This window comes from Streptacidiphilus sp. MAP5-3, from assembly GCF_041262505.1.
Classification (GTDB): domain Bacteria; phylum Actinomycetota; class Actinomycetes; order Streptomycetales; family Streptomycetaceae; genus Streptacidiphilus.
The window spans coordinates 361,089-385,011 of sequence record NZ_JBGCCL010000002.1; the positions used below are offsets into that span (position 1 = coordinate 361,089).

The window sequence follows — 23,923 nt, forward strand, 5'->3', positions numbered from 1 at the left end:
GGCTGACGTTACGAGCCGAACGGGTGCTTGTGCAGCCTTCTGCGGCAGTTATTCCGATCGGTAACCTCAAATTCTCCTCAGATCACGGATGTTCGGGCCGCCTGGGTGCCACTCGCGGCGGTGGCAGTGACTTTTTGATAACAGGAGCGCCTGCTGCCTGCGCGGACGTCTAACGTGTCCCGCATTCTCAGGACCGGGTGAAGCGAACGCGAGGAGACCCATGGTCTACGATCAACTCTCGGCTCCGGCCCGGACCGCGCGCCGATCCGGGCACCTGCGCCGCGAGGTCGGGCTGATCGGCCTGATGTGGGCCTCGGTCGGCTCGATCATCGGATCGGGCTGGCTCTACGGCGCACGGAACGCCGTCACCGCCGCCGGGCCTGCGGCACTGGTCAGTTGGGGTGTCGGCGCGGTGGCGATCGGTCTGCTCGCCCTCGTCCACGCGGAGCTCGGCGGGATGTTCCCGGTCTCCGGAGGGACCGCGCGCTATCCGCACTACGCCTTCGGCGGGCTGGTCGGCATGTCGTTCGGCTGGTTCTCCTGGATCCAGGCGGCGACCGTGGCTCCCATCGAGGTCGAAGCGGTGATCGGCTACGCCGGCCACTGGTCCTCGGCCGCCGGACTGCAGCATGCCGACGGGACGCTCACCGCCTCCGGACTCGCGGTCGCCACCGGCCTGATGGTGGTATTCGTGACCGTCAACTTCCTTGGCGTGAAGGTGTTGGCCCATACCAACAGCACGGCCACGTGGTGGAAGATATTCGTGCCACTGCTCACCGTGTTCGTTGTGGCACTCACGCATTTCGACACCGGCAACTTCACCTCGCACGGATTCGCACCGTACGGCGCCAAGGGCGTCCTCGCGGCGATCAGCACGAGCGGGATCATTTTCGCATTGCTCGGCTTCGAGCAGGCGATTCAGCTGGCGGGTGAGAGCAGCAATCCGAGGAGCCACATCCCCCGGGCCGTGCTCGGCTCCGTGACCATCGGCGCGGTCGTCTACATCCTGCTCCAGGTCGTCTACATAGGTGCGCTCCCGGCTGCGTCGCTGCAGCACGGCTGGGCCGCTCTCGCCTACCAGGGCATCTCCGGCCCGTGGGCGGGCCTCGCGGGGGTGCTCAGCCTCGGCTGGCTGGCCGCGTTCCTCTACGTCGACGCGGTGATCTCGCCCGCGGGCACCGCGCTGATCTACACCACCTCGACCTCCCGGGTCTCCTACGGGCTGGCCGCCAACGGCTACTTCCCGCAGGCGCTGGCCCGGACCGATCGGCGCGGCGTCCCGTGGATCGGGCTTCTGGTCTCCCTCGTGGTGGGGGTGGTCTGCTTCCTCCCGTTCCCGAGCTGGCAGCAGCTCGTCTCGTTCATCACCTCCGCCTCGGTGCTGATGTACGCGGGAGCGCCGCTCGCCTACGGCGCGCTGCGCCGCAGGCTTCCGCACCATCCCCGGCCCTACCGGCTCCCGGCGGGCGGCCTGATCTCGCCGCTCTCCTTCGTCATCGCCACGCTGATCATCTACTGGTCGGGCTGGAGCACGTTGTGGCGGCTGGGCTTCGCGGTGCTGGTCGGCTACGCACTGATGGGGGGTTATGCCGCCTATGCGTCCGCGACGCGGCTCCCGCAGGCACCGCGGATGCGGTGGCGCCCGGCCCAGTGGCTGCCCGTCTACCTCCTTGGTATCGGTGCCATCTCGTGGCAGGGCAGCTTCGGCGGCACCGGCCGCCTCCCGCTCGGCTGGGACATCGTCCTGATCAGCGTGTTCGCGCTGGTGGTGTACTACTGGGCGATTGCCGTGGCGCTCCGGACGGCGGAGATCCAGGAGGCGATCAAAGACGCCGAGCAGCACTGACGCCCTCCTGGTGCGGGCCGGGCTCACCCCAGGGTCGTTCGACGCGCTGGTCAGGCACGCGCGCGGTGCGCTCGTGCGGACCTGCCGACCGGAGTGCGTGCGAAGTCGGTTGCCGCACGTTACTGTTCAGTAGGGATCCCTCGGCAGAGCGCTGGAACGCGACGGAAGGCGGACGCCACGATGAACCGCGCGAACCACCCGGCGCCAGGACTGGCCGAGCTTGCCGCGCAGTTGAGTGATGGTCAGCTCACCTCGCGAGCCGCCGTCGAGCGGACACTGGACCGGATCGAAGCGACGCAGCCGACGCTCAACGCGTTCCGGCGCGTTCGGGCGGAGGCGGCGCTCGCCGAGGCCGAGGAGGCGGACCGGCGGCTCGCGGCGGGGGAGCGGCTGCCGCTGCTGGGCGTGCCGGTGGCGATCAAGGACGACACCGACCTCGTCGGCGAGCCCACGGCCTTCGGCTGCGCCGGGGATTTCCCGCCGGCACCGGCCGACGCCGAGGTGGTGCGTCGCCTGCGCGCGGCCGGAGCCGTCATCGTCGGCAAGACCAACACGCCCGAGATCGGCCAGTGGGCCTTCACCGAGGGCCGTGCCTTCGGCGCCACCCGCAACCCCTGGGACCCGGAGCGGACGCCCGGCGGCTCCTCCGGCGGCGGCGCCGCTGCGGTCGCGGCCGGGGTGGTACCCGCCGCGATCGGCTCCGACGGCGCGGGGTCGGTGCGGATCCCCGCCGCCTGGACGCACCTGGTCGGCATCAAGCCGCAGCGCGGCCGGATCTCCGCCTGGCCGGAGCAGGACCCCTTCCACGGCCTGACCGTCCACGGCCCGCTCGCCCGCACTGTCGCCGACGCGGCCCTGCTGCTGGACGTCGTCTCGGGCAACTCGTCTGGCAACTCCTCCGGCAATGACCCAGGCAATGAGCCTTGCAATGACCCGGGCAATGACCCGGGCGATCCGCATCGGCCATCTGCGGAATCGTTCCTGACCGCCGCCGGGCGCGACCCGGGCCGCCTGCGCATCGGGCTCTCCCTCGGCGCGGCCTGGGCGATCCATCCCTTGCGGCTCGATCCCGAGATCCGCGCCGCGACCGTCGAACTGGCCGAGACCCTGGCCCGGTTGGGCCACGACGTGGTCGAGGTCGAACCCCGCTACGGCCTGGTCGGCCCGGCCCAGCTGCCGCGCGCCCTCGCCGGGATCCGCGCCTGGGCCCGTCGAGCGCCCGACCATGCGCTGCTCGACCCGCGCACCCGGAGCAACATCCGGCTCGGCGCGCTGCTCGACGGACCGGTTCTGCGCGCCGCCCGCGCGGCCGAACGACCGCTCCAGCGGCGCATCGGTGCGGTCTTCGGGACGGTCGACGTGCTGCTCACGCCGACAACTGCCGCCCCGCCGCTGCGCATCGGGGCCACCGACGGCCTCGGTCCGGGCGCGCTGGACCGCGCGATGATCACCGTCTGCCCCTACGCCTGGCCGTGGAACGTCCTCGGCTGGCCGGGGGTGAACGTCCCGGCAGGCCTCACCTCGGACGGGCTGCCGATCGGCTGCCAACTGCTGGGCCCGGCCGCGAGCGAGGCCCGACTGATCTCGTTGGCCGCGCAGTTGGAGGCGGACCGCCGCTGGTACCTGCTCCGCCCGCCGGAGCGGGCGGCTGCGGCACAGGCGCCGACCTGACGTCGTCGGTCCCCGGTCGGCCCGGTCCCCGGGACGACGACCGGGCCGGGGCAGGGCTGACCACGGGACACGCGCGTCGGTAGGGCCGTAGGGTCCGTGTCATGACCGTCCATCGGATGCCGGCCGCCGAGATCCCGCTCACCCTCGAGCTGGTACGCCACCTGCTCGACGAGCAGCACCCGGACCTCGCGGGCCTGCCGCTCGAAGTGCTGGCCAACGGCTGGGACAACATGGTCTGCCGGTTGGGCGAGGAGTTCCTGGTCCGGTTGCCCCGGCGTGCCCAGTCCGCCGAACTCGTCGACCACGAGCAGCGCTGGCTGCCGGAGTTGGCGACCCGCTTGCCGTTGCCGGTGCCCGCGCCGGTGCGGATCGGGCGGCCGGCGGGGGAGTACCCGTGGTCCTGGAGCATCGTCCCTTTCCTCCCGGGCCGGATCGCCGCGGACACCACGCTCGATGACGCACCGTCAGCTTCAGCTGCGCTCGGTGGGTTCCTCGCCGCGTTGCACACTCCCGCCCCGCCGGATGCCCCGGTCAACGCGTTCCGGGGGATCCCGCTGGCGGGACGCGCCGACGGCGTGCTGCGCGGACTCACGAACGTCGCCGACACGGCCGACCGCGAAGCGGCGCTGACCGTTTGGGAAGCAGCCGTCACCGCACCGGCATGGGACGGTCCGCCGCTGTGGCTGCACGGCGACCTGCACCCGGCCAATGTGCTGGTGGACGAGGGGCGGATCACCGCGGTGATCGATTTCGGCGATCTGACCTCCGGCGACCCGGCCACCGACCTCTCCGTCGCCTGGATGCTCTTCCCGGACGAGGACCGCCGCACCGACCTGCGCGAGGCCTACGACCACGCGGGCGGGCCCGCCGACGACGCCACATGGGCGCGCGCCCGTGGGTGGGCACTGGCCCTCGCGCTGGTCTTCCTGACCCACTCGGCGGACAACCCGCTCATGGGCGGTATCGGCGAGCGGACCCTGCGCGCGGTTCTGGCCGATTCGACGGGCCTCTGACAACTGCACTGGTTCCGAGGAATCCGAGGCAATCCGAAGGAAGACGACGGAGAGGCGGCGGCATGACGACCGATCAGACGGTCTTCGACCTGGCGGCTGTGCTGGAGGAGATCACCGCAGCGACCGAGCACCTCGTGCGGACAGCGGCACGGCTCACCGACGCCGAGGTGCGCGGGCCGTCACTGCTGCCGGACTGGTCGCGCGGGCATGTGCTGAGCCACCTGGCCCGCAACGCCGACGGCGGTCGCCGTCTGCTGACCTGGGCCCGGACCGGCGTCGAGACGCCGGAGTACCCGAGCCTGACGGCCCGGGCGGAGGGAATCGGGGCGGGGGCGGGCCGGAGTGCTGCCGAGCTGCTGTCCGACCTGCGCGACAGCGCCGCCGCATTCGAGGCCGAGTACCGCGCGATGCCTCCTGAGGCATGGCAGCGCACCGTGCGCTGGACTGCCGGTCAGGAACACCCCGCCGCCCGCGCCGCCGACTCCCGGCTCTGCGAGGTTCTGGTCCACCACGCCGACCTGAACGCGGGGTACACACCGTCCGACTGGCCGCCGGACTTCGTCCGAGACATGCTCGACCGGGTGGCAACGTCCTTCGCGACCCGCACCGACGTGCCCGCCATGAAGCTGCACGCCACCGACACCGATACCACCTACGCGACCGGCACCGGACCGTCCGCGCCCACCGTCCTCGGGCCGCAACACGGGTTGCTGGCCTGGCTGATGGGCCGCTCCCCGGGCATGGGTCTCACCCTGCGCGGCGCTCCCTCCCTGCCGGAGGTGCCCTCGCTCTACTGATCCTCGCAAGGACCTTGACGGTTGTGGTGGCGGTCTGGTGATCATGGCTCGTGACTCGCGATCTGTCGACGCCGCCCGTCATCTCCTCCGGCTCACTCGCCGGTGCGCCCCAACCCGTGTTGCCTGCTGCACGGGGCTTGGTGCTGCGTCCCTGGACGTCCTCTGACGCACCGACATTTCTCTCGGCCTACCGGGACGAGGCGATCCGCCGCTGGCACACGCGGCGTCCGTCGTCCGAGACCCGCGTCCTGGAGTGGTTCGCCCGCTACCGCGAGGACTGGGCCCAGGAGCGGGGCGCCCACTGGGCGGTCACCCGCGACGGCGACGACGTCCTCGGCCGGATCGCCATGGGCAGCCTGAACTTCGACGACGGCACGGCGGGCGTCGGCTACTGGGTCCTCCCGGCAGCCCGGGGCGCGGGAGCGGCGACGAGCGCCCTGACCGCGCTGACGGAGTGGGCGATGGAGGAGATCGGCTTCCACCGCCTCCACCTGGACCACTCGACGCGCAACCACGCCTCCTGCCGGGTCGCCACCAAGTCCGGCTACCACCTCGAAGGCACCCAGCGCAGCGCGGCGCTCCACGACGACGGCCGCCACGACATGCACCTCCACGCCCGCGTCCGCGAGGCCTGAGACAGCGGCCCGGTTGACGGGCAGTCCCGCGCGGCGCGAGACCTCCTGGCGCCAGGCCAAGGTGGCGACATGCTCGGGATCGTCCCGCCACAGTCCGGGCAGCCGCATGGGGGACGACCGGAACAGAGCGAGCGGCGACCGAGCTGCCAACGGCGGGCGATCGCGCATCACGGCCGACATATGTCGCGACGACCGCGAGCGATCTTGCCAGGCGTGCATGTGCAGGACAGCGCGTTAACTCCGCTGCTGGGCAGCCCGATCGGAGGTCGCTACGGCCGTCGCCTACCTCGCCTCACCGCTGGCGGCCAGCATGTCGGGCACGGACCTGTTGATCGACGGTGGGTCTGTGAAGACCGTCTGACACAACGTCGAGGACCCAGCCCTGCCCGCAGCTGATGCGGGCGTGCCCACCGGCGCGGCACGGGGAAGTGAGGTGATTTCAGTTCGGCGACGGCATTGTGCAACTGTCCGTGCCGACCGGCCGCGTAGGATCGTGGGCATGGCACTGCGACCTGTTCAGGTGAACATCAAGGCTATTGACGACGCTGCGGTCGGCCGGTTCTGGGCCGAGGCGCTCGGCTGGGGTGTTTCCAGCGAGGGACCCGGCGTGACCAACGTCGAACCCGGTGGCGGCTACGTTTGGCCCGACCCGGTCGCCGTCTGCATCGACGTCGTGGCCGTCCCGGAGCCGAAGACGGCCACGAAGAACCGGGTACATCTCGATCTCGCCACCACCTCCCTGGCGCATCAGGCGGAGTGGGTCGAGCGCCTTCGGGCGCTCGGTGCGACGCCCGTCGACGTGGGGCAGGGTGACGTGCCGTGGGTGGTCCTCGCCGACCCGGAGGGTAACGAGTTCTGCGTGCTGGAGCCCCGGGAGATCTACCGGGACACCGGGCCGATCGCCGCGGTGCTGGTCGACTGCGTGGATCCGCGGGCCATGGCCCGGTTCTGGGGTGAGGCGACGGACTGGACCCTGCACGAGCTGGCCGACGACTTCGCGTCGTTGCGCTCGGCCAAGGGAGTCGGCCCGTACCTTGAGTTCCTGCGCTCGTCCGACGCGAAGACTGTGCCGGACCGCGTCCATATCGACCTGCTGCCGTACACCGGTGACGACAAGTCAGCGGAGGTCGCCCGGCTGAAGGCCCTCGGCGCCACCGACCTCGACCTGGGCCAGGGCGACGTCGCGTGGACCTGCCTGGCGGACCCGGAGGGCCACGAGTTCTGCGTCCTCGCCCCGCGGTGACGGGCCGGACGGTTTCCTCGACGCGACCTTCGCCGCACGGCCTGTGACGCCGGTAGACGCCAATCGGAAATTCCGGCATGCGCCGTCCGTCACGCCACCACGTCACCGGGCTCGTCGTCGTTGGGGTATCCGTTGTGTTGCTCGCAGGCCTGGTGTACGGGTTGGTCTTCCTGCTGAGTCAGGGCTTGCGGTCGGTTCCGTGGTGAGGGCGAGCGCGGCGAGGAGATCCTGGTGCAGCGTCATGTGAAGTGCAGGGTCCGAAAGCGATCAGGCTGCGCCGGATCCCGGTCGACGACCTGGACGGGCGGCCAGGCCCATTGCCACACGTTGATGCCCGGCACGCGCGAGAACCGGATCAGCCCGCGGGTGCCCTCGACGGCGACGTGTGGCCAGGCTTCGGCGATGCGTGCCCGCTCCGTGCCGTGGGAGCGCAGCACTTCGGCGAGGACCGTCACGCTGTCGTAGCCCTCGAAGGCGACGAAGGAGGGCGAGTCGTCAAGACGCTCGCGCAGGGCCGACTTGACGCGGGCGCCGAGGGGGCTGAGGCGCTCGGGGAGGTAGCGCAGGAAGGGGATCGCGGTGCCGTCCTCGCCGAGCATCGCCGCCCACTCGGGCAGTTCCGGTTGTCCGGCCGGAGCGCCGATCAGGATCTCGGCGAGGCGAGGGTCGCGGCGGACGGACCGGACGATCGACACGGCCGGTTCCGGGTGGCCGACCAGAAGGAGCAGAGCTGACGCGCCGCTGTCGACGAGTGCGTCGCACACGGCCTCGGGGGTGAGGGCGCCCGCGTCGAGTTCGCTGACCGTGCCGCCGCGTTCAGCGAGGCGGTCCCGCAGAATGCGGGTCCCGGAGGTCCAGTAGACGCTCGACTGGGTTGCCACGGCGACATGACGGTGACCCGCGCCGACGAGGAAGTCGGCGTAGATGTTCCAGCCTTGGGACTGCGCCGGGGCGAGGCGTGCGACCCAATCCGTCGGCTGGTCGGTGAGCGCGTCGAGAACCGCCGATGAGCAGAGGAACGGCAGGCCGAGGGAGTGGGCGCTGGCGGCAGCGGTGCGAGCGACGACGCTGTGGTACTCGCCCACCACGGCGGCCACGCCCAGACTGGCCAACTCCTCCACGGCCGTCGCGGCCTTCGCCGGGTCGGCCGCCGTGTCCCGGACCAGCAACTCCAGTGGCCTGCCGGCAATCCCACCAGTGTCGTTGATGTGACCAACGGCCAGTTCGAGTCCGGCGAGCAGGTGCCGGCCCGCTTCGCCCCAACCGGGGCGTGTCAGCGGAACGAGAGCGCCGATCGGGACGGTGTCGTGGTTCTGGGAGCCGATGGTGACCATGGTGGCCATTGCATCCGTGCGCGGGCGCGCAGGCAAGTGACTATCTGTCAGGTAGCTGGTCGACCCAGCGCAACTCGCCGGAGCCGAGCGCGACGACAGCCCGGGGCTGCATCGGCACGTCGTCGCCCCGGCGCGAGAGCAGCGCCAACTCGCCGACCTGCACGTCGTAGTCGCCCAGCCGGGCCGTGCACTCGGCGACGACCCCGCGTGGATCGGTGGTGCGTCCGAGGGAGAGATGCGGCGTGAAGGCGCGTGACCGGCCCCGGCAGCGCGGGAAGCGGTCCGCGAACGCGGCGTGGAGGGCGCGCCAAGGCGTGATGCCCGCTGCGGCTGGGTCGAGCCAGACGGTGCTGTAGGCGCGGTGGTGGAAGGTGCGGATGCCGGAGAGCCGGGCGGCGAACGCCGGGACCTCGGCGGCTGCCGCTGCGACCAGCGGTGCGGCCGAGTGGAAGTCGGACTCCGGGACGAAGCCGAAGAGCACGTTGACGTGCGGCGGCCAGCGCCGGATCTGCGGGTCGTGATCGCTGCGGACGGCCTGGATCGGTGGCCACAACTCGTCCGGAGGAAGCCATGCCACGGCGGTGCGGGCGGTGGGCGCGACGTCGAAAACACCGAGCGCCCCGAAATCACCCGAGCCGCCGGGCGTCACGGGCCGGTCCGCGCCAGGTGGTCCGCGAGTTCGTGTGGATGGCTGAGCGCGGCAAGATGGCCGCCGGGGATCGCCTCGACCTCCAGGCCGAGCCGCTCGCGGGCGAGACGGCGCTGGAATTCCAGGGGGAAGAACCGGTCGTCGCGCCCTTGGAGAAGGCGGGTGGTGATGTCGGGCCACTCCGTCAGCGGCCAGGGCTGTTCGAACAGGGTGGACGGCGGTGCCGCGCCGCCCTGCGCGAGGGCCTCCGCGGTCACCTCCGGCGGGACGTCGTGGAAGAAATCGACCCACACGTCGACGTCCAGGGACGGCTGGCGTCCGCTGGCGACGGCGTACTCCGCGCGGGCCTTGGGCTGGCCCGTGTCGTCCCACCACTGGCCTGCGGCCTCGCCGGGCACCGGGACCATGGCGTTGAGCAGCACCAGCTCGGCGACGGGCACGGGCAAGCGCTCGCAGGCCACCGGCGCGTGGAACCCCGCGAGGGACTGGGCGACCACGACCAACGGCCCTGACCGGTCGAAGTTCTGGAGCACCGCGTCGGCGATTGCCTCGGCGAACTCGTCGTACCCCGCGGCGTCATCGGTGGGCAGGTCCAGCGTGATCACCCGATGGCCCCTCGCCTGCAGCTCGGCTGCGAGCCGATGCCACATCCAGGCGCGGCCGTCGGCGCCCGGGACGAGCGTGTAGGTGGTGGTCATCGCCTGTTCCTTCCGTCCGCTGAGGTCTTCGACCGTATCCGCCACCACTGACAGAACTCGTGAATGACGGATGGTCAGCGCGGACCGAGCCGATCTGCCCAGTCGGCGGGGACGCGGCCCGCCGGGCCGGGGACGGGCTGGTCGGCCGGGTGGCTCGTGGGCGGGGCGAGCTCCGGGCCGGAGTCGTAGAACTCCGAGGCGACGTAGTTCCAGAACCAGCTCTCGCCCGGTTCGAAGCTGCGGATGATCGGGTGACCGGTGCCCTGGGCGTGCGCGGTGGCGTGCTTGGCGGGGGAGTCGTCGCAGCAGCCGATGTGACCGCAGGCGGCACAGCGCCGCAGGTGCAGCCACCAGCCGCCGGCCGCATCGCACTCGACGCAGCCGGTGCCGCTCGGCGGCACGGAGGGGTCGACGGAGGTGAGCGGGTGGTTCGGGTCGCTGCGGTTCTCGGGAGTCATGGTGCGGCTGCTCCTGCGGGCGCGGAAGGACGCTTGACGCGTTCAGCGGGCGTAGACGGCGACGAAGTCGCGGGTGGCCTGGGTGTAGTAGCGGTCGGCTGCCTCGCCGAAGTCGAGGATGTTGGTGGGCTTGGGGCTGGCCGGGTCGACGCTCGAGTCGTAGCTCATGAAGGACGGCCAGGCGCCGTTCATGTCCAGCGGCATCGCCCGGACCGCGCCCGCGTGCTGCATGAGCTCGGCCAGTGTGCGGGCGGAGAGCGCCTGGCCGACGACCATGATGATGTCGCCCTTGGCGGTCTCGCCGACGCCCGACCGCTCGACGTACTTCTTGCCCTGGTACGCCCAGCCGTAGGCGTACGGCACGTCGATGTCGCCCGCCAGCTTGCCGCCGTCGACCATCAGCGTCAGGCACTGCCGAACGCCGAGCACGTCCGGAGTCATCTTCACGTCGCGGCCCCAGACGCCGATCCTGATCGAGCCGTCCTTGTAGAAGACCTCGGACGCCGCGCCGTCGCGTAGCGTCGAGTCGGTCCTGCCGTCGAGGTAGAAGCCGCCCTTCGAGGTGCCGTCGGTGATCCGGAAACCACCGTTCCAGGTGGCCATCAGGCCGGTCCGCTGGCCGACCGGGATCGTCGGCGGGACGGCGAAGCTCCCGCCGGGCTCCCGGAAGCCCGGGTGCAGCTGGAAGCGCGCGTGCCCGGCGCTGATCCACGCCACCGCGGCCTCGTAGGAGGAGTGCTCCGCGTCCGGGCGGACGTAGGTTCCCTGGACCAGGGGCAGGCCGTGGTAGGTGACCAGCGCGCGCCAGACGCCCTCGCCGGGCAGGCGCGGGGTGATGCTCGTCGGCATGGGGGCCAGCATCGGCACGGCCGAGTTGAGCGAGGTGGTCCCGTTCGTCGCCCGCATCTGGGCCAGCTGCGCGGGCGTCAGCGAGCCGCCGACGCGGGGCGGGTTCAGCTCGTACTGCCAGTCCTCCAACTGGTTGATCACCAGGCCGAGGTGGTGGTCGCGTCCCCACTCCGCCAGCCGCGCCTCGGTGCCGTCACGGCCCGGGTAGGTGAGCGCCTGGCCGATCGACCAGCCCAGCCAGCCCGCGCAGACCAGTCCGGTGGCCAGGACGCTGCGGGTGACGATCCGCCGTCGGCGGCGCTGAGGGGGAGTCAGGTCGCTCGCCCGCTTCCACGGCAGCAGTCGGCGGCGACGGCGGCGCTGCGCAGGACGGTCGGCGACGGCGGTGGCGCCGTTGTGGTCGGTCATGTGCGATTCCCTCGTCGCTGCGCGCGGAGGCGCAGCCCTGTGCGGATCAACGGATGAGCGGATCAACGGGTGAGCGGGTGAGCGGAATGATGTGGACGCGTCCATGCATGCCATGACTGACGTCGCGTCACGCGACATCTGACGGTGAATCACCCGCACGAACGCTCGCGCCTGCGGGCAGTCAGTCCACGCCTACAGCCCCGGCGGGGTCGACGGAGTCGTGGTGGGCTTGGCCTGCAGTACGGGCGTGGAGTTCCCGAAGACGGGATGGTCGGTGCTCTGCTGGATCTGTGAGGCCTGCCGCCGGATCCCCGGCAGCGCCGCGTACAGCGCGGAGCCCGGACAGTAGGTGCAGTCGGCGTCGGTGTGCCCGGAGATCACGGCAAAGGTGGCCCGGCTGCCGGCGGGGAAGCGGCTGAGCGAGTCGGAGCAGGTCAGCACGGTCGAGGAGACGGCGTCCACCCCGTGCAGGCTCAGCTTCCAGGCGCACAGCGCGCTGAGGGACTGGAGCATCGGCGTGGGCACGTCCGCGCCCTCGGTGAAGGTGCCGATCGCGGCGATGCCCGCTGTGTTGACGTTGAACCCGGAACACTGGGCGCCGATCACCGGCCGGTCGACGCCGCCGTGACGGCCCTCGTAGATGTTGCCGAAGCGGTCGACCAGGAAGTTGTAGCCGATGTCGTCCCATCCTCGGCGGCCGGTCTGGTCGTCCTTCATGCTCCAGATGATGCTGGGGACGTCGGCCAGGTCGTACTCGTTGCCGCTGTCGGTGTGGTGGATGAAGATTGCCTTCACCGCGTCCGCGTAGTGGGGCGCGGGCAGGGGCTTGTTGCGGCCGATGGTGTCCCAGTCGGCGCGCCGGATGATCGGGGGCTGCGCCGCCGTCCATCGCAGGTTCACGGGGTCGGCGAACACCCGGGCAGGGGAGGACGGCGGCGCGGACGCGGCGGAGCCGCGCACCAGCACCGTTGTGACTCCTCCGACCAGGGCGACCTGTGCCACCCGACGCATCAACAGACGCCGCTCGACGTGCATGGGTACGACGATATGCACGGATCTGCGGGGTGTGGGCTCGGGGACCGGCGCTCGGGTGACAAGTTCCGCCGGGTGGGTGTGCCGTGTTAGGCCAGGTGGGAGGCGTGATGTGACGCACCGTGAGCCGCGATGTGACGCGTCGTGAGGTGGCCCCGATGGTGCCGTGAGGTGGCGCTGACGGTGGTGCCGCGTGCGCGTGCGGTGTGCGGGCTACTCGTCGACCGCGACCCCGCCCCATTCGCTCGGCGCGACGTCCCGCACGGTCTGGGTGAACTCCCAGGGGTGACCGGCCAGGTCCTCCAGCGTGCACTGGCGCTCGCCGTACGGGTACTCGGTCGGCTCCTCGACCACCCGCGCGCCGTGGGCGCGGGCCTGCTCGAACCGGGCGTCCACGTCCTCGACGCGCACCTTGATCACGTGGGTGTGCCCGCCCGACGAGGGCGACGGCGGTCGACGCTCGCCGTGCGCGTCGGCGACGATCACGGCCCCGTCCGTGCCGATGCGCATCTGCGAGCGGTGATCCTCGCCGATCCGCACCCGCTCGGAGAACCCGAAGGCCGCCGTCAGCCAGGCGACGGCAGCACGCACGTCCGGGTAGACCAGCACGGGGATCACCGTGCTGCCGGGGATGGAGCGGTTGCTGAGCACGGCACCAACGTACGACCGCCCGGGCGCGGCAGCCAGTCTGTCGTGCCCGGGAAGGGACGAGTGGAGATGGGCCCGGGGTGCCGAAACGCCCACGCTGTCGGCACCCCGGGTGAGGAGCCGCGAGGCCACCTGTCCATGCCCTCGCGGCGCGGGGATCCGGCCGCTCAAAGCAGAACCCCGCAGTTGCCCCTTACCCCTGCTGAGCTGGGCAAACCCTGTTGCTGTCTGTGGTGGGACGTGTCCGAACCGTAGCGGGCGGGGCACGCGCCGTGCAGTCAAAGGGACGGCGGGGCGGTGTGCCCGCGCGGTACGTTCGGGCGCGTGCCCGATGATCTCTTCGCCGACCCCGCGATGGCTGCCCTCTACGACCCGATGGAGGGCGACCGCGACGATCTCGACTTCTACGCACGGATCGCGGACGAGCTCGGCGCGCGCAGCGTGCTGGACATCGGGTGCGGGACCGGTGTGCTCGCGCTGATGCTGGCCGACCGGGGCCTCGCCGTCACCGGTGTCGATCCCGCCGGGGCCTCCCTGGAGATCGCCAGGGCGAAGCCGGGCGCCGACCGCGTCCGGTGGATCTGCGGGGACGCGACCGCACTGCCGCCCGAGCTGCGTGTCGATCTGGCGGTGATGACCGGGAACGTCGCCCAGGCCATCGTCGAGCCTGCCGCCTGGAACGGCACTCTCGCCCGCGTCCACGCGGCGCTGCGGCCCGGCGGGCATCTGATCTTCGAGACCCGGGACCCCGCGGGGCGCGCGTGGGAGTCATGGAACCGCGAGAGCTCCTACCGGGTCGCGCGGTTCCCCGGCCTCGGGGCGGTCACCAGCTGGGTCGACCTGCTCGATGTCGACGGCCCGCTGGTGACCTTCCGCTGGACCTATGTGCGGGAGGCCGACGGCGGGCCGGAGCTGACGTCGCTCTCCACGCTCCGCTTCCGCCGGCGGGACGAGATCGAGGCGGACCTTGCCGCGAACGGATACGAGGTCCGGGAGGTGCGGGACGCCCCGGACCGTCCTGGCAAGGAGTTCGTCTTCGTGGCTCGGAGGCCTTCGGCCTGACCGGACGACGTCACGGGACGACGTCAGACGAGCCGCTCCAGGTAGCCGTTGTTGACCAGCCACTGCACGTTCAGCTGTGCCGGTGCGCCCGGGAACAGGGAGGCGTCGAGCTGGTACTGCCAGCCCAAGCCCGGCTGGTTGAACCAGGGCGCGATCGGCCCGGCGTCCACCTCGAAGGGCTTGAGGACCTTGTAGTCGTGGTAGTTGCACCCGGCGGCGGGCTGCCCGTCCAGGCTCTGCGGCGGCAGCGCGCGCGAGGAGTACGCCGAGCCTTCCGGGGCGAGGAAGGAGCCGTACTCGCTGCCGAAACGGTCGATGTCCAGACCGGGAAGGAGACGTTCGTGGATCTCCATCGGCCTGCCGTCGGGTGCGATCAGGTAACCGTTGTCCGGCGGGTAGCGCCAGCCGCCCGCGCCGTTGTAGGCCGTCGGGTCGTAGTACTGCGCGAGGAAGGCCACGGGGGACTCGCCGCCCGTGCGGTGGTAACCCGTCAGCTCGCGGCCGACCGAGCCCGCGGTCGGGAGTTGCTCCGGACCGAGGCGCGCGTCGCCGTTGTCGAACGCGGCGGAGCAGGCGTCACTGGGCAACACGTCGGCGTGCGCGGCCTGCGCCCCCGTACCCACCCCGGTGAGCGCCGTGGCAGCGACGACCAGGGCGAGGCCTGCGCCGATCCTGGAAAGGTTCTGAGCAACCGTCATGGGGTGATCGAAACACCCCAGCCACGGGCTGGCGGCCCGTAACGTGATCAAACCACTCGAAAGAGCGGAACGGGGGTCGAACGCGGTCCCACCAGTAACGATGTCGTCCGGGCGCGCCGCCGTGCGTGGCGCGCCGGGCGCGCCCGCACTGCCCCCGCGCTCTTCGTGCGGAGTCGCTCAGCCCATCCAGTCGAACGTATCCGGGTCCGGGCCGATGCGCCCGCCGTGGTCGAGGGACGCGATCGCCGCCAGGTCCTCGGCGTCGAGGGTGAAGTCGAAGACGTCGAAGTTCTGCCGGATCCGCTCCGGTGTCACCGACTTCGGGATCACCACGTTCCCCAGCTGCAGGTGCCAGCGGAGCACCACCTGGGCCGCCGTCTTGCCGTGCTTGGCGCCGATCGCGACCAGCGTCTGGTCCTCCAGCAGGCCACGGCCCTGGCCCAGCGGGCTCCACGCCTCCGTTGCGATGCCGTGCTTCGCGTGCAGGGCGCGCAGCTCGGTCTGCGGGAAGTACGGGTGCAGCTCGACCTGGTCGACCGCGGGCACCAGGCCGGTCTCGGCGAAGAGCCGCTCCAGGTGCTTCGCACCGAAGTTGGACACGCCCACCGCGCGCGCCCGGCCCTCGGCGTGGATCTTCTCCAGCGCGCGCCACGCGTCGACGTACCGGTCGCGCGAGGGGACCGGCCAGTGGATCAGGTAGAGGTCGATGTAGTCCAGCCCGAGACGCTCCAGGCCGGCGTCGAACGCCCGCAGCGCGGCGTCGCCCGCGTGGTCGGTGTTCCAGAGCTTGGTGGTGACGAAGAGTTCGTCACGTGGCAGGCCGCTGTCGCGCAGCGCCAGGCCGACGCCCTTCTCGTTGCCGTAGATCGCGGCGGTGTCGATGCTGCGGTACCCGGCGGCCAGTGCCTCGCCGACGACGGTGCGGGCCTCCGCGTCCGGCACCTGCCAGACGCCGAAGCCGAGCTGGGGCATCGTCAGCCCGTTGTTCAAGGTGATCGTCTGCATGACCACCAGTCTGCCAGGGCCCGGCCGAGGTGCCTCGCCGAGCGTTCCACCGGGGTTTGCCCGGCATCCCCCGTTCGGCCCTCTTGCGTTGTCGTGGATCTGTCGAGAATCTGCACGCACGTCCCCGAGCCGAGTGCGCCGACGCACCGGAGACCGGAGCCTGACCTGATGTCATCCTCGTTGAACCGTCGCCGCTTCCTCCAACTCGCGGGTGGCACGGCCGCCGCGTCCGTGCTGTCCACCAGCGTCGCGCGCGCCGCGTCGATCCCGGCCAACCGGGCGACGGGCAGCCTGCGCGACGTGGAGCACATCGTGGTCCTGATGCAGGAGAACCGGTCCTTCGACCACTACTTCGGCACCCTGCGCGGCGTCCGCGGCTTCGGCGACCCGCACCCGGTCACCCTGCCGAGCGGCAAGCCGGTCTGGTACCAGAACGACGGCGGGGCGAGCGGTGGCAAGGACGTGCTTCCCTTCCACCCGGACGCGCCCAACCTCGGCCTGCAGTTCCTCGAGGACCTGCCGCACGACTGGAACAGCACGCACGGCGCGCTCAACAACGGCCGCTACGACCGCTGGGTGCCCACCAAGAGCGCCACCAGCATGGCGCACCTGACGCGGGACGACATTCCGTTCCACTACGCCCTGGCCGAGACGTTCACCGTCTGCGACGCCTACCACTGCTCGCTGCTCGGCCCGACCGACCCGAACCGCTACTACATGTGGACCGGCTACGTCGGCAACGACGGCAAGGGCGGCGGCCCGGTCGTCTCCAACGCGGAGGCCGGCTACGCCTGGACCACCTACCCCGAGCGGCTGGAGGCGGCCGGGGTCTCCTGGAAGATCTACCAGGACGTCGGCACCGGCCTGGACGCCGACGGCTCGTGGGGCTGGACGAGTGACGCCTACATCGGCAACTACGGCGACAACTCGCTGCTCTACTTCGACCAGTACCGCACGGCCAACCCCGGCGACCCGCTCTACGACAAGGCGCGCACCGGCACGAACGCGAGCGCGGGCGACGGCTTCTTCGACGTCCTCCGCTCGGACGTCAAGGCGGGCAAGCTGCCCCAGGTCTCCTGGATCGTCGCGCCCGAGGCGTTCACCGAGCACCCGAACTGGCCGGTCAACTACGGCGCCTGGTACATCTCCCAGGTCCTGGACGCGCTGACCGCCGACCCGGAGGTGTGGAGCCGCACCGCACTGCTGATCACCTACGACGAGAACGACGGCTTCTTCGACCACCTGGTCCCGCCCTTCGCCCCGGCCGACGCCGCGCAGGGCGCGTCGACCGCCGACACCGGCCTGGAGCTCTACAGTGCGGGCGGTGGCGCGGTGACCGGTCCGTACGGGCTGGGCCCGCGGGTGCCGATGCTCGTGGTCTCGCCCTGGAGCACCGGCGGCTACGTCTGTTCGCAGACGTTCGACCACACCTCGATCATCCAGTTCATCGAGCAGCGGTTCGGCGTCCAGGAGCCCAACATCTCGCCCTGGCGCCGTGCCGTGTGCGGCGACCTGACCTCGGCGTTCGACTTCCGGCGCCACGACGACGCGGCCCCGTCCCTGCCGTCGACCGCCGGATACCTGCCGCCCGACAAGAACCGCCACCCCGACTACGTGCCCACGCTGCCGGCCAACCCGGCACTGCCCAAGCAGGAGCGCGGCACCCGCCCGTCCCGTCCGCTGCCCTACGACCTGGCGGTCGACGGTTCGGTGGACGCCTCCGGCGCGCTGACCGTCGACTTCGCCAGCCACGGCGGCGCGGGCGCCAACTTCTTCGCGACCTCCACGTCCCGTACGGACGGGCCGTGGACGTTCACGGTCGGCGCCGGACGCAGCCTCAGCCACGTCTGGGACGCGTCCACCGCTTCCGCCTCCGGTCCCTACGAGCTGACCGTCCACGGCCCGTCCGGGTTCCTGCGGCAGTTCCGGGGCGAGCCGGGGCAGGTCGGCGTCGAGGTGACCGCCCGGCACAAGGGCGCCGGCGGGGAGGTGCGGCTGACCCTGACCAACCGCGGCACGGCGAGCGCGCACGTGGTCCTGGTCGACGCCTACGGCGTCCACGGCCCGGTCACCCTCACCCTCCGCGCGGGCGCCGAGGCGGTGCACCAGGTGGACACCCGCCGCACCCACGGCTGGTACGACGTCTCGGTGCTGACCGACGGTCGGCCCTCCGACCTGCGTCGCCTGGCCGGTCGTGTGGAGACGGGGCAGGTCAGCTCCAGCGACCCGGCGATCGGCCGCGCCTGACCAGTGCGGAGCTGATCGTTCCCGGCCGACAGTGCGTCAGCCGGGAACGTGCTCCGACCGGCCGTGGGTGCGGAAGGTGCGGCGGTAGGTGTCCGGGGGGACGCCCACCGACCGGTGGAAGTGGCGGCGCAGAGTCGTCGAGGTGCCCATGCCGGTGGTCTCCGCGATCAGGTCGATGCCCTGGTCGGTGGTCTCCAGCAGCTCCTGGGCGCGCCGGATCCGCTGGTTGAGCAGCCACTGGAGTGGCGTGGTGCCCGTCACCTGCCGGAAGTGGCGGCCGAGGTGACGTGAGCTCATGCGCGCCTGCCGGGCCAGGTCCTCGACGGTCAGCGGCTGGTCGAGCCGCTCGATCGCCCAGGGGAGGAGGTCCGCGAGCGGATGGTTGCCCGGTGGGGGCATCGGGCTGGTGACGAACTGGGCCTGCCCGCCGTCCCGGTGCGGCGGTACGACCAGCCGCCGCGCGACCGCGTTGGCCGTCGACGAGCCGTGGTCGAGGCGGACCAGGTGCAGGCAGAGGTCCATCGCGGCGGCCTTGCCCGCCGAGGTGAGCACGCTGCCGTTGTCCACGTACAGCACGTCGGGGTCCACCTCGACCAGCGGGTGGCGCTCGGCCAGGATCTGTGTGTGCGCCCAGTGCGTGGTCGCGCGCAGACCGTCCAGCAGACCGGCCCTGGCCAGGACGAACGCGCCGGTGCAGAGGGAGGCGATCCGCGCCCCCGCGTCGTGGGCCGCGCGCACCGCGTCGACCAGGTCGCCCGGCGGGTCCTCGTCGACGTCCGCCCAGCCGGGGACGATCACGGTGTCGGCATGCTGTAGGCGGTCGAGCCCGTGGTCGGGCTCCAGCCGGAACCGTCCGACCTGCACAGGCCCCGGGCCGCAGACGAGCAGCCGGTACCAGGGACGCGTCACGCTCACCGGCGGAGAGCCGAACACCTCCAGGGCGAGGGAGAGTTCGAAGTGCAGCATGCCGTCGGTGACGGCGAGGGCGACGGTCTTCACGTCCCGATCCATGTCCGGAAGTGTATGGGTGATGTCGTTCCGGACACTAGTGCCGTGGCTTCGCGTCCATCAGGATGATCTCGAAGCAGGAACGCGGCACGGAACAGAGAAACGGGAGTCAAGTCATGGGATCGACCCAAAAGGTGACGGTGTTCGGGGCGTATGGACACACCGGGCGTTTCGTGGTGGCGGAGTTGCTGAAGCGGGGGCTGGCGCCGGTCCTGTCCGGCCGGGACGCCGACAAGCTGGCGGCGCTGGCGGATTCCCTGCCCGAGGGGGCGGGGGAGCTCGACGTCCGCCCGGCGTCGGTCGACGATCCCGCCGCGCTCGACCGCGCGCTGGACGGTGCGGCCGCAGTGATCAACTGCGCGGGACCGTTCGCGACGACGTCGGCCCCGGTCATCGAGGCGGCGCTGCGCGCGGGGATCCCCTACCTGGACGTCGCGGCCGAGATCGAGGCCAATGTCGACACCTTCGCGGACTTCGCCGACCGCGCCCGCGCCGCCGGCACGGTCGTCGTCCCCGCGATGGCCTTCTACGGCGGTCTCGGCGACCTGCTCGCCACCGCCGCGATGGGCGACTGGACGTCGGCGGACGAGGCCCACGTCGCCTACGGCCTGAGCAGCTGGCAGCCGACCCCGGGCACGCTCGCCGCCGGCGTGGTCTCCCGCGAGCGGCGCGGCGACCGCCGCGTCCGCTACGCCAACGGGCGGCTGGAGTACGTGGAGGCCACCGAACTCCCCACCCTGGAGTGGGAGTTCCCCGAGCCGCTGGGCCGCCGGACCGTGCTGGCGGAGTTCACCATGGCGGACGTGGTCACCCTCCCGAGCCACCTCTCCATCCCCGAGGTCCGCACCTACATGTCGACGGCGGCGGCCGGCGACCTGGCCGCGGCCACGCCGGTCGACGAGCACGGACGCACGGCGGAGACCTTTGTGGTCGACGTCGTGGTCCGCTCGGGGGACGAGGAGCGCCGCGCGGTCGCGCGGGGCGAGGACATCTACGCGGTCACCGCGCCGCTGGTGGTCGAAGCGACCCAGCGCATCCTCGCGGGCGGGACCCGGACGGTCGGGGTCGCGTCGGCGGGCGAGCTGTTCGACGCGACCGACTTCCTCAAGGCCCTGTCGCCGCACGTCTCCGTCGAGACGCCGTAACCCCGCGACTCACACCGCGCCGCCGAAGAAGACCTGTACCTCCCGGATGAGCCCGTCCCGTACCGTGATCGCCTCGACGTTGCGGTGCCGGCCGCCTGTCGTGAGCTCGTAGTCGTAGTGGACGAAGACGAGCTCCGGGTCGACGGGGACGACGTGCAGCATCCGCTGCTCGGTGAAGCGGTCGGCGGTCGGGAAGCAGCGCTCGAAGAAGGCCGCCTTGTCGATGTGGTCGTCCTGCGGGCTGGTGAAGGTGAAGTCGTCGGCGTAGAGCGGGAGGGCCGCCGTGCGGTCCTGCGCCCGATAGGCACGGAACGCCGCCTCGACCACGCTCGTCGGGTTGATGTCCATGGTGACCTCGACTTCCTCCGTCCTCGGGCCGGCGACCTGCTGTCGTCAGAGTAGGACAGGAAAATCAGTTGCCCGGTTCGCAGCGCCGGGCGCACGATCGCCGTGTGATCACCTCCCTCCGTAGCAGCCGACACCCCATCAGCCCGCTTGCAGAGGACCGTGATCATGACCTACACCCTTCGCGCATACACGCCTTCTGACGAGACCTCCTGGCTCCGCTGCCGGGTGCTCGCCTTCCTCGACACCGCCTACTACGACTCGGTCGTCCCCGCCAAGCCCGCCATCGCTGCGCCCGGCTTGGAGCTGGTCGCCGTGGACGAGCGCGGGGCCGTTGTCGGGATCATGGACACCGAGGTCGAGGGCGACCTGGCGACGACAGAGACCGTCGCGATCCACCCCGACCACCGACGCCGCGGCCTGGCAGGCGAGTTGCTCGCCTCCACCCGCGCCTGGGCCCGCGACGCGGGTGCGACCACCCTGGACGCCTGGACCAGGGACGACGCCGACACACTCGCCTGGTACCGGGCGGTGGGGTTCGCGGAGAGCGACCACTACCTCCACGTCTACGCCTTCCACTACGCCGACCCGTCCGAGCCGGGCCGCGCGGTCGTCGAGGCGGGAGCGGGGTTGAAGCCCATTCAGGTCTTCGCCCACGCGCCCTTGGCCGAGGAGGCGCGTCTCCGGGCGGAGTTCGGCCGGGTGCATGTGTGCCGCCGCTTCGCCATGGCGATTTGACCACGGTGAATTAGCCGGGAAGCGGAAGGGCCCCGAACTCCATCAGGAGTCGGGACCCTTCTCGTCGCGATCAGTCGCGCGGGCGGGCGTGCAGGTGCGGATCGAAGACAACGACGCGGTTCACAGCATCCGGCCGGTCGGGCCAGACGGTGTTCTCGGTCTCTGCCTCCGCCTGCCGGTAACGGGCAACCAGGTCGCGGTGCTTCTCGCTGATGTACTCGCTCGCCACTGCGGGCTCCTCTCGTCCGAATGAAAACTAGAGGAGTTGCTGGGCTCGGCCGGGCTTGTTTATACCGGTGTCGTCCGTGCTCGGACTATGAGCGTGCGTCAGATCCATGCAGCCGATGAAAGTACAGCAGGCCGCCAACGTTCCTTGGGCAGAGGGCCGCTATCGCTGATGGCTGTCCACCCAGGGGGAGGGCCTGCCCGGCTTCCGATTTCGGATGCGCCCGTGCGCTCTTGACGCTCCGCCATGTCCGCGAAAGCGTGCAAGGACGCAGAAGCGATGAGGGATGGAGCACCGCATGACGCTACGGTTCATCGGAATCGATCCGAGCACGGGTGGCGGTGGATCGCCGACCGTGTGGGCGGACGAGGAGCGGCAGGAGGTCGTGATCCAAGGGTGGAAGCCCGAGCCCGGGACGCTGGCGGAGATCGACGCCACCGAGTGGGTACCCGGGCACGCCACCGGCGTGCCGAACGGTGAGTCCGTGGTGCGCCTGCCCGCGCGGATGGAGCCGATCGTGCAGCAAGCCTTCGCGACGCTCACCGACTCGGCCGGCCCGGTGTGGGACGAACGAGAGGGCGTCCCGAACTTCGCCGAGCTGCTGCGCGGCGCCGAGCACTCCGCGGTGCACTTGGAGCTGCGTGACGTCTACGGAGTCGGGGACGAGGCGGAGGAGTTCGAGGAGTTCCGCCGCACCGGTCACGCCATCGTGGACCCCGGGCACTCGTGGTGGCCCGAGTGGCTGGGCCTGGTCCGCGAGACGATCGGCCGTGGCGTGGTGATGCGCCGGGCCCGCGTCGTCTCGGAGCCGGTGACGGACTACATCCGGTGGGAGCACGCCGTCAGCCCGCTGAACGTCGCCTCGGGCGAGCTGGTTCGCTGGCTCCCGCGCTCGAAGGCGTCCGGACTGCTGCTGCCCGCAAACGACCTGTGGCTGATCGACGGCCGCTGCCTGCTGGTCCACTACTGGACCGGCGAGGGCGACTGGGCAGGCCACGCCTACACCGACCACCCCGCCACCGTCGCCCAGTACGCCGCCGCGTTCGAAGCGGTGTGGGACCGCGCGATCCCACACGACCAGTACGCCGTCTGAACCCCGTGTCCGCCCGCACCAGGTAGCCGCCATGCCCGCCTCCCCGTCGTCCAGCGCCCAAGCCGCACGCCAAGCCGTCGCCGCCCGCCTGCGCGAACTGCTGCACGACGCCGGACTCAAGGGCCAGGAGCTGGCCACCCGTTGCGGGTGGCACCCCTCCAAGACCTCTCGCATCCTCAACGCCGTTACCCCGCCGTCCGAGGCCGACATCCGCGCCTGGTGCTCCGCCTGCGACGCAGATGACCAGACTGCTGACCTGATCGCCACCGCCCGCGCGGTCGACGGCATGTACCGGGAGTGGCGGCGCGTCCACCGCGACGGCATGCGCAGGGCGCAGCGCGACTGGAACACCTGGCACGAAGACGCCGGCCTGTGCCGCATCTACGTGTCCAACGTCGTCCCGGGTGTGCTGCAGACCGCCGCCTACGCCACCGCGCTCCTTGCTTCCATCACGCGATTCCAGGGCACCCCGGACGACGTCACCGAAGCCGTCGCCGCCCGCGTCGCCCGCTCCCGCCTGCTGCACGAGGGCGGGCACCGGTTCGCGTTTCTGCTGGAGGAAACGGTGCTGCGGCACCGGCTCGGCACGGCGCAGGTGATGGCTGGACAGCTGCGCCACCTGCTCGCCGTCATGCCGCTCGCCTCTGTTTCGCTGGGCATCATCCCGTTCGGCGCTGATCGCACGATGTGGCCGCTGGAGGGGTTCTACCTGTTCGATGACCAGCACGTGGGCGTGGAGACGCTGACGGCGGAGATCAACGTCACCCAGCCCCGCGAGATCGCGGACTACGTGCACGCTTTCGCCGAGCTGAGCCGCAGCGCCGTCTACGGCGACGCCGCGCGCGCCCTGATCACCGCCGCCCTCACCGGCCTCGGCGAGTAGTTCCGTGCAATTGCGTAGAAGAGACTCGCGACCCGCGTGCGCCCGCTCCTACCGTCGAACCATCACCTGGTGACGCACCGTCAACCGGCGGCATCGCATGGGTGACTGGCCGACGACCTGAGCCCCCGTCGCGGGGTACGGGCGGCTGCCACGCCGGCACCGCCGGCCGATCCCGCCGACTCCCGCACGGAT

At 71.3% G+C, this 23,923-nt stretch carries 24 protein-coding genes; 12 read left to right on the plus strand and 12 right to left on the minus strand.

Annotation, left to right across the window (positions count from 1 at the left end; translation table 11 throughout):
• The first annotated feature begins 220 nt into the window (after positions 1 to 220).
• The 6 genes from ABH928_RS05355 (at position 221) to ABH928_RS05380 (ending at position 7,205) form a co-directional block, all read left to right on the plus strand.
• Positions 221 to 1,846 carry an APC family permease gene (locus ABH928_RS05355; RefSeq protein ID WP_370062537.1) on the plus strand — a complete coding sequence of 542 codons (1,626 nt, stop codon included), beginning with the start codon at positions 221 to 223 and terminating at the stop codon, positions 1,844 to 1,846.
• Between the two features lie 180 nt (positions 1,847 to 2,026).
• Positions 2,027 to 3,517: an amidase gene (locus ABH928_RS05360; RefSeq protein WP_370062539.1), complete on the plus strand. Its 1,491-nt coding sequence runs from the start codon at positions 2,027 to 2,029 to the stop codon at positions 3,515 to 3,517.
• Positions 3,518 to 3,618: 101 nt separating this feature from the next.
• Positions 3,619 to 4,530: an aminoglycoside phosphotransferase family protein gene (locus tag ABH928_RS05365; RefSeq protein ID WP_370062541.1), complete on the plus strand. Its 912-nt coding sequence runs from the start codon at positions 3,619 to 3,621 to the stop codon at positions 4,528 to 4,530.
• 62 nt (positions 4,531 to 4,592) lie between these two features.
• Entirely contained in the window at positions 4,593 to 5,327 is a 735-nt protein-coding gene (locus ABH928_RS05370) for a maleylpyruvate isomerase family mycothiol-dependent enzyme (protein WP_370062543.1), read from the plus strand.
• Between the two features lie 50 nt (positions 5,328 to 5,377).
• The gene (locus ABH928_RS05375; protein WP_370062545.1) at positions 5,378 to 5,962 is read left to right on the plus strand and encodes a GNAT family N-acetyltransferase; all 585 of its coding nucleotides are present in this window, start codon (positions 5,378 to 5,380) and stop codon (positions 5,960 to 5,962) included.
• Positions 5,963 to 6,461: 499 nt separating this feature from the next.
• Positions 6,462 to 7,205, plus strand: coding sequence for a VOC family protein (locus ABH928_RS05380; RefSeq protein ID WP_370062547.1), 744 nt, complete (start codon positions 6,462 to 6,464; stop codon positions 7,203 to 7,205).
• A 239-nt stretch (positions 7,206 to 7,444) separates the two neighbouring features.
• Here ABH928_RS05380 and ABH928_RS05385 read toward each other — a convergent pair whose 3' ends face one another.
• The 7 genes from ABH928_RS05385 to ABH928_RS05415 form a co-directional block, all read right to left on the minus strand.
• Positions 7,445 to 8,539, minus strand: a complete 1,095-nt coding sequence (locus tag ABH928_RS05385; RefSeq protein ID WP_370062549.1) for an ABC transporter substrate-binding protein — start codon at positions 8,537 to 8,539, stop codon at positions 7,445 to 7,447.
• A 40-nt stretch (positions 8,540 to 8,579) separates the two neighbouring features.
• Complete coding sequence (locus ABH928_RS05390; protein WP_370062551.1) at positions 8,580 to 9,188, minus strand: 2'-5' RNA ligase family protein; 609 nt, start codon at positions 9,186 to 9,188, stop codon at positions 8,580 to 8,582.
• Positions 9,185 to 9,886 carry an alpha/beta fold hydrolase gene (locus ABH928_RS05395; protein ID WP_370062553.1) on the minus strand — a complete coding sequence of 234 codons (702 nt, stop codon included), beginning with the start codon at positions 9,884 to 9,886 and terminating at the stop codon, positions 9,185 to 9,187. The genes ABH928_RS05390 and ABH928_RS05395 overlap by 4 nt, the downstream gene beginning before the upstream one ends.
• Positions 9,887 to 9,960: 74 nt before the next feature.
• The gene (locus ABH928_RS05400) at positions 9,961 to 10,344 is read right to left on the minus strand and encodes a UBP-type zinc finger domain-containing protein (RefSeq protein WP_370062555.1); all 384 of its coding nucleotides are present in this window, start codon (positions 10,342 to 10,344) and stop codon (positions 9,961 to 9,963) included.
• 42 nt (positions 10,345 to 10,386) lie between these two features.
• Entirely contained in the window at positions 10,387 to 11,601 is a 1,215-nt protein-coding gene (locus ABH928_RS05405; RefSeq protein WP_370062557.1) for a phosphodiester glycosidase family protein, read from the minus strand.
• Positions 11,602 to 11,793: 192 nt separating this feature from the next.
• Positions 11,794 to 12,636 (minus strand): N-acetylmuramoyl-L-alanine amidase, encoded by an 843-nt coding sequence (locus tag ABH928_RS05410; RefSeq protein WP_370062559.1) that lies wholly within the window; start codon positions 12,634 to 12,636, stop codon positions 11,794 to 11,796.
• Positions 12,637 to 12,846: 210 nt separating this feature from the next.
• On the minus strand, positions 12,847 to 13,284 hold the full coding sequence (locus tag ABH928_RS05415) for a VOC family protein (RefSeq protein WP_370062562.1): 438 nt from the start codon (positions 13,282 to 13,284) through the stop codon (positions 12,847 to 12,849).
• Positions 13,285 to 13,605: 321 nt separating this feature from the next.
• Between ABH928_RS05415 and ABH928_RS05420 the strand changes: the two genes are divergently transcribed.
• The gene (locus ABH928_RS05420; protein ID WP_370062564.1) at positions 13,606 to 14,343 is read left to right on the plus strand and encodes a class I SAM-dependent methyltransferase; all 738 of its coding nucleotides are present in this window, start codon (positions 13,606 to 13,608) and stop codon (positions 14,341 to 14,343) included.
• A 23-nt stretch (positions 14,344 to 14,366) separates the two neighbouring features.
• Here ABH928_RS05420 and ABH928_RS05425 read toward each other — a convergent pair whose 3' ends face one another.
• Both ABH928_RS05425 and ABH928_RS05430 read right to left on the minus strand, forming a co-directional pair.
• Positions 14,367 to 15,041 carry a TNT domain-containing protein gene (locus ABH928_RS05425; RefSeq protein WP_370062566.1) on the minus strand — a complete coding sequence of 225 codons (675 nt, stop codon included), beginning with the start codon at positions 15,039 to 15,041 and terminating at the stop codon, positions 14,367 to 14,369.
• A 177-nt stretch (positions 15,042 to 15,218) separates the two neighbouring features.
• Positions 15,219 to 16,046, minus strand: a complete 828-nt coding sequence (locus ABH928_RS05430) for an aldo/keto reductase (RefSeq protein WP_370062568.1) — start codon at positions 16,044 to 16,046, stop codon at positions 15,219 to 15,221.
• 168 nt (positions 16,047 to 16,214) lie between these two features.
• Here ABH928_RS05430 and ABH928_RS05435 point away from each other — a divergent pair, with 168 nt between their 5' ends.
• Positions 16,215 to 18,293, plus strand: a complete 2,079-nt coding sequence (locus ABH928_RS05435) for a phosphocholine-specific phospholipase C (RefSeq protein ID WP_370062570.1) — start codon at positions 16,215 to 16,217, stop codon at positions 18,291 to 18,293.
• A 36-nt stretch (positions 18,294 to 18,329) separates the two neighbouring features.
• On the opposite strand, the gene ABH928_RS05440 is transcribed toward ABH928_RS05435, so the two are convergent.
• Positions 18,330 to 19,292, minus strand: coding sequence for a helix-turn-helix domain-containing protein (locus ABH928_RS05440; RefSeq protein WP_370062987.1), 963 nt, complete (start codon positions 19,290 to 19,292; stop codon positions 18,330 to 18,332).
• Positions 19,293 to 19,417: 125 nt separating this feature from the next.
• On the opposite strand from ABH928_RS05440, the gene ABH928_RS05445 reads away from it, so the two are divergent.
• Entirely contained in the window at positions 19,418 to 20,446 is a 1,029-nt protein-coding gene (locus ABH928_RS05445) for a trans-acting enoyl reductase family protein (protein WP_370062572.1), read from the plus strand.
• A gap of 9 nt (positions 20,447 to 20,455) precedes the next feature.
• Here ABH928_RS05445 and ABH928_RS05450 read toward each other — a convergent pair whose 3' ends face one another.
• Positions 20,456 to 20,794 (minus strand): nuclear transport factor 2 family protein, encoded by a 339-nt coding sequence (locus tag ABH928_RS05450; RefSeq protein WP_370062574.1) that lies wholly within the window; start codon positions 20,792 to 20,794, stop codon positions 20,456 to 20,458.
• Between the two features lie 165 nt (positions 20,795 to 20,959).
• On the opposite strand from ABH928_RS05450, the gene ABH928_RS05455 reads away from it, so the two are divergent.
• Positions 20,960 to 21,529 carry a GNAT family N-acetyltransferase gene (locus ABH928_RS05455; RefSeq protein WP_370062576.1) on the plus strand — a complete coding sequence of 190 codons (570 nt, stop codon included), beginning with the start codon at positions 20,960 to 20,962 and terminating at the stop codon, positions 21,527 to 21,529.
• Between the two features lie 70 nt (positions 21,530 to 21,599).
• Here the strand turns inward: ABH928_RS05455 and ABH928_RS05460 are convergent, their stop codons facing one another.
• Positions 21,600 to 21,758 carry a hypothetical protein gene (locus ABH928_RS05460; RefSeq protein ID WP_370062578.1) on the minus strand — a complete coding sequence of 53 codons (159 nt, stop codon included), beginning with the start codon at positions 21,756 to 21,758 and terminating at the stop codon, positions 21,600 to 21,602.
• Positions 21,759 to 22,053: 295 nt separating this feature from the next.
• On the opposite strand from ABH928_RS05460, the gene ABH928_RS05465 reads away from it, so the two are divergent.
• Together ABH928_RS05465 and ABH928_RS05470 are read left to right on the plus strand one after the other, a co-directional pair.
• Positions 22,054 to 22,848, plus strand: coding sequence for a DUF6879 family protein (locus ABH928_RS05465; RefSeq protein WP_370062580.1), 795 nt, complete (start codon positions 22,054 to 22,056; stop codon positions 22,846 to 22,848).
• A gap of 31 nt (positions 22,849 to 22,879) precedes the next feature.
• The gene (locus ABH928_RS05470; RefSeq protein WP_370062582.1) at positions 22,880 to 23,731 is read left to right on the plus strand and encodes a helix-turn-helix domain-containing protein; all 852 of its coding nucleotides are present in this window, start codon (positions 22,880 to 22,882) and stop codon (positions 23,729 to 23,731) included.
• Positions 23,732 to 23,923: the final 192 nt, after the last annotated feature.

What these genes read in the sequence shown, in the direction of transcription:
- ABH928_RS05435 (WP_370062570.1), top strand. Translation starts at nt 16,215, where the DNA reads ATGTCATCCTCGTTGAACCGTCGCCGCTTCCTCCAACTCGCGGGTGGC.
- ABH928_RS05385 (WP_370062549.1), bottom strand. Translation starts at nt 8,539, where the DNA reads ATGGTCACCATCGGCTCCCAGAACCACGACACCGTCCCGATCGGCGCT.
- ABH928_RS05355 (WP_370062537.1), top strand. Translation starts at nt 221, where the DNA reads ATGGTCTACGATCAACTCTCGGCTCCGGCCCGGACCGCGCGCCGATCC.
- ABH928_RS05465 (WP_370062580.1), top strand. Translation starts at nt 22,054, where the DNA reads ATGACGCTACGGTTCATCGGAATCGATCCGAGCACGGGTGGCGGTGGA.
- ABH928_RS05445 (WP_370062572.1), top strand. Translation starts at nt 19,418, where the DNA reads ATGGGATCGACCCAAAAGGTGACGGTGTTCGGGGCGTATGGACACACC.
- ABH928_RS05450 (WP_370062574.1), bottom strand. Translation starts at nt 20,794, where the DNA reads ATGGACATCAACCCGACGAGCGTGGTCGAGGCGGCGTTCCGTGCCTAT.
- ABH928_RS05365 (WP_370062541.1), top strand. Translation starts at nt 3,619, where the DNA reads ATGACCGTCCATCGGATGCCGGCCGCCGAGATCCCGCTCACCCTCGAG.
- ABH928_RS05455 (WP_370062576.1), top strand. Translation starts at nt 20,960, where the DNA reads ATGACCTACACCCTTCGCGCATACACGCCTTCTGACGAGACCTCCTGG.
- ABH928_RS05360 (WP_370062539.1), top strand. Translation starts at nt 2,027, where the DNA reads ATGAACCGCGCGAACCACCCGGCGCCAGGACTGGCCGAGCTTGCCGCG.
- ABH928_RS05430 (WP_370062568.1), bottom strand. Translation starts at nt 16,046, where the DNA reads ATGCAGACGATCACCTTGAACAACGGGCTGACGATGCCCCAGCTCGGC.
- ABH928_RS05470 (WP_370062582.1), top strand. Translation starts at nt 22,880, where the DNA reads ATGCCCGCCTCCCCGTCGTCCAGCGCCCAAGCCGCACGCCAAGCCGTC.
- ABH928_RS05405 (WP_370062557.1), bottom strand. Translation starts at nt 11,601, where the DNA reads ATGACCGACCACAACGGCGCCACCGCCGTCGCCGACCGTCCTGCGCAG.
- ABH928_RS05380 (WP_370062547.1), top strand. Translation starts at nt 6,462, where the DNA reads ATGGCACTGCGACCTGTTCAGGTGAACATCAAGGCTATTGACGACGCT.
- ABH928_RS05370 (WP_370062543.1), top strand. Translation starts at nt 4,593, where the DNA reads ATGACGACCGATCAGACGGTCTTCGACCTGGCGGCTGTGCTGGAGGAG.
- ABH928_RS05410 (WP_370062559.1), bottom strand. Translation starts at nt 12,636, where the DNA reads ATGCACGTCGAGCGGCGTCTGTTGATGCGTCGGGTGGCACAGGTCGCC.
- ABH928_RS05400 (WP_370062555.1), bottom strand. Translation starts at nt 10,344, where the DNA reads ATGACTCCCGAGAACCGCAGCGACCCGAACCACCCGCTCACCTCCGTC.
- ABH928_RS05425 (WP_370062566.1), bottom strand. Translation starts at nt 15,041, where the DNA reads ATGACGGTTGCTCAGAACCTTTCCAGGATCGGCGCAGGCCTCGCCCTG.
- ABH928_RS05395 (WP_370062553.1), bottom strand. Translation starts at nt 9,886, where the DNA reads ATGACCACCACCTACACGCTCGTCCCGGGCGCCGACGGCCGCGCCTGG.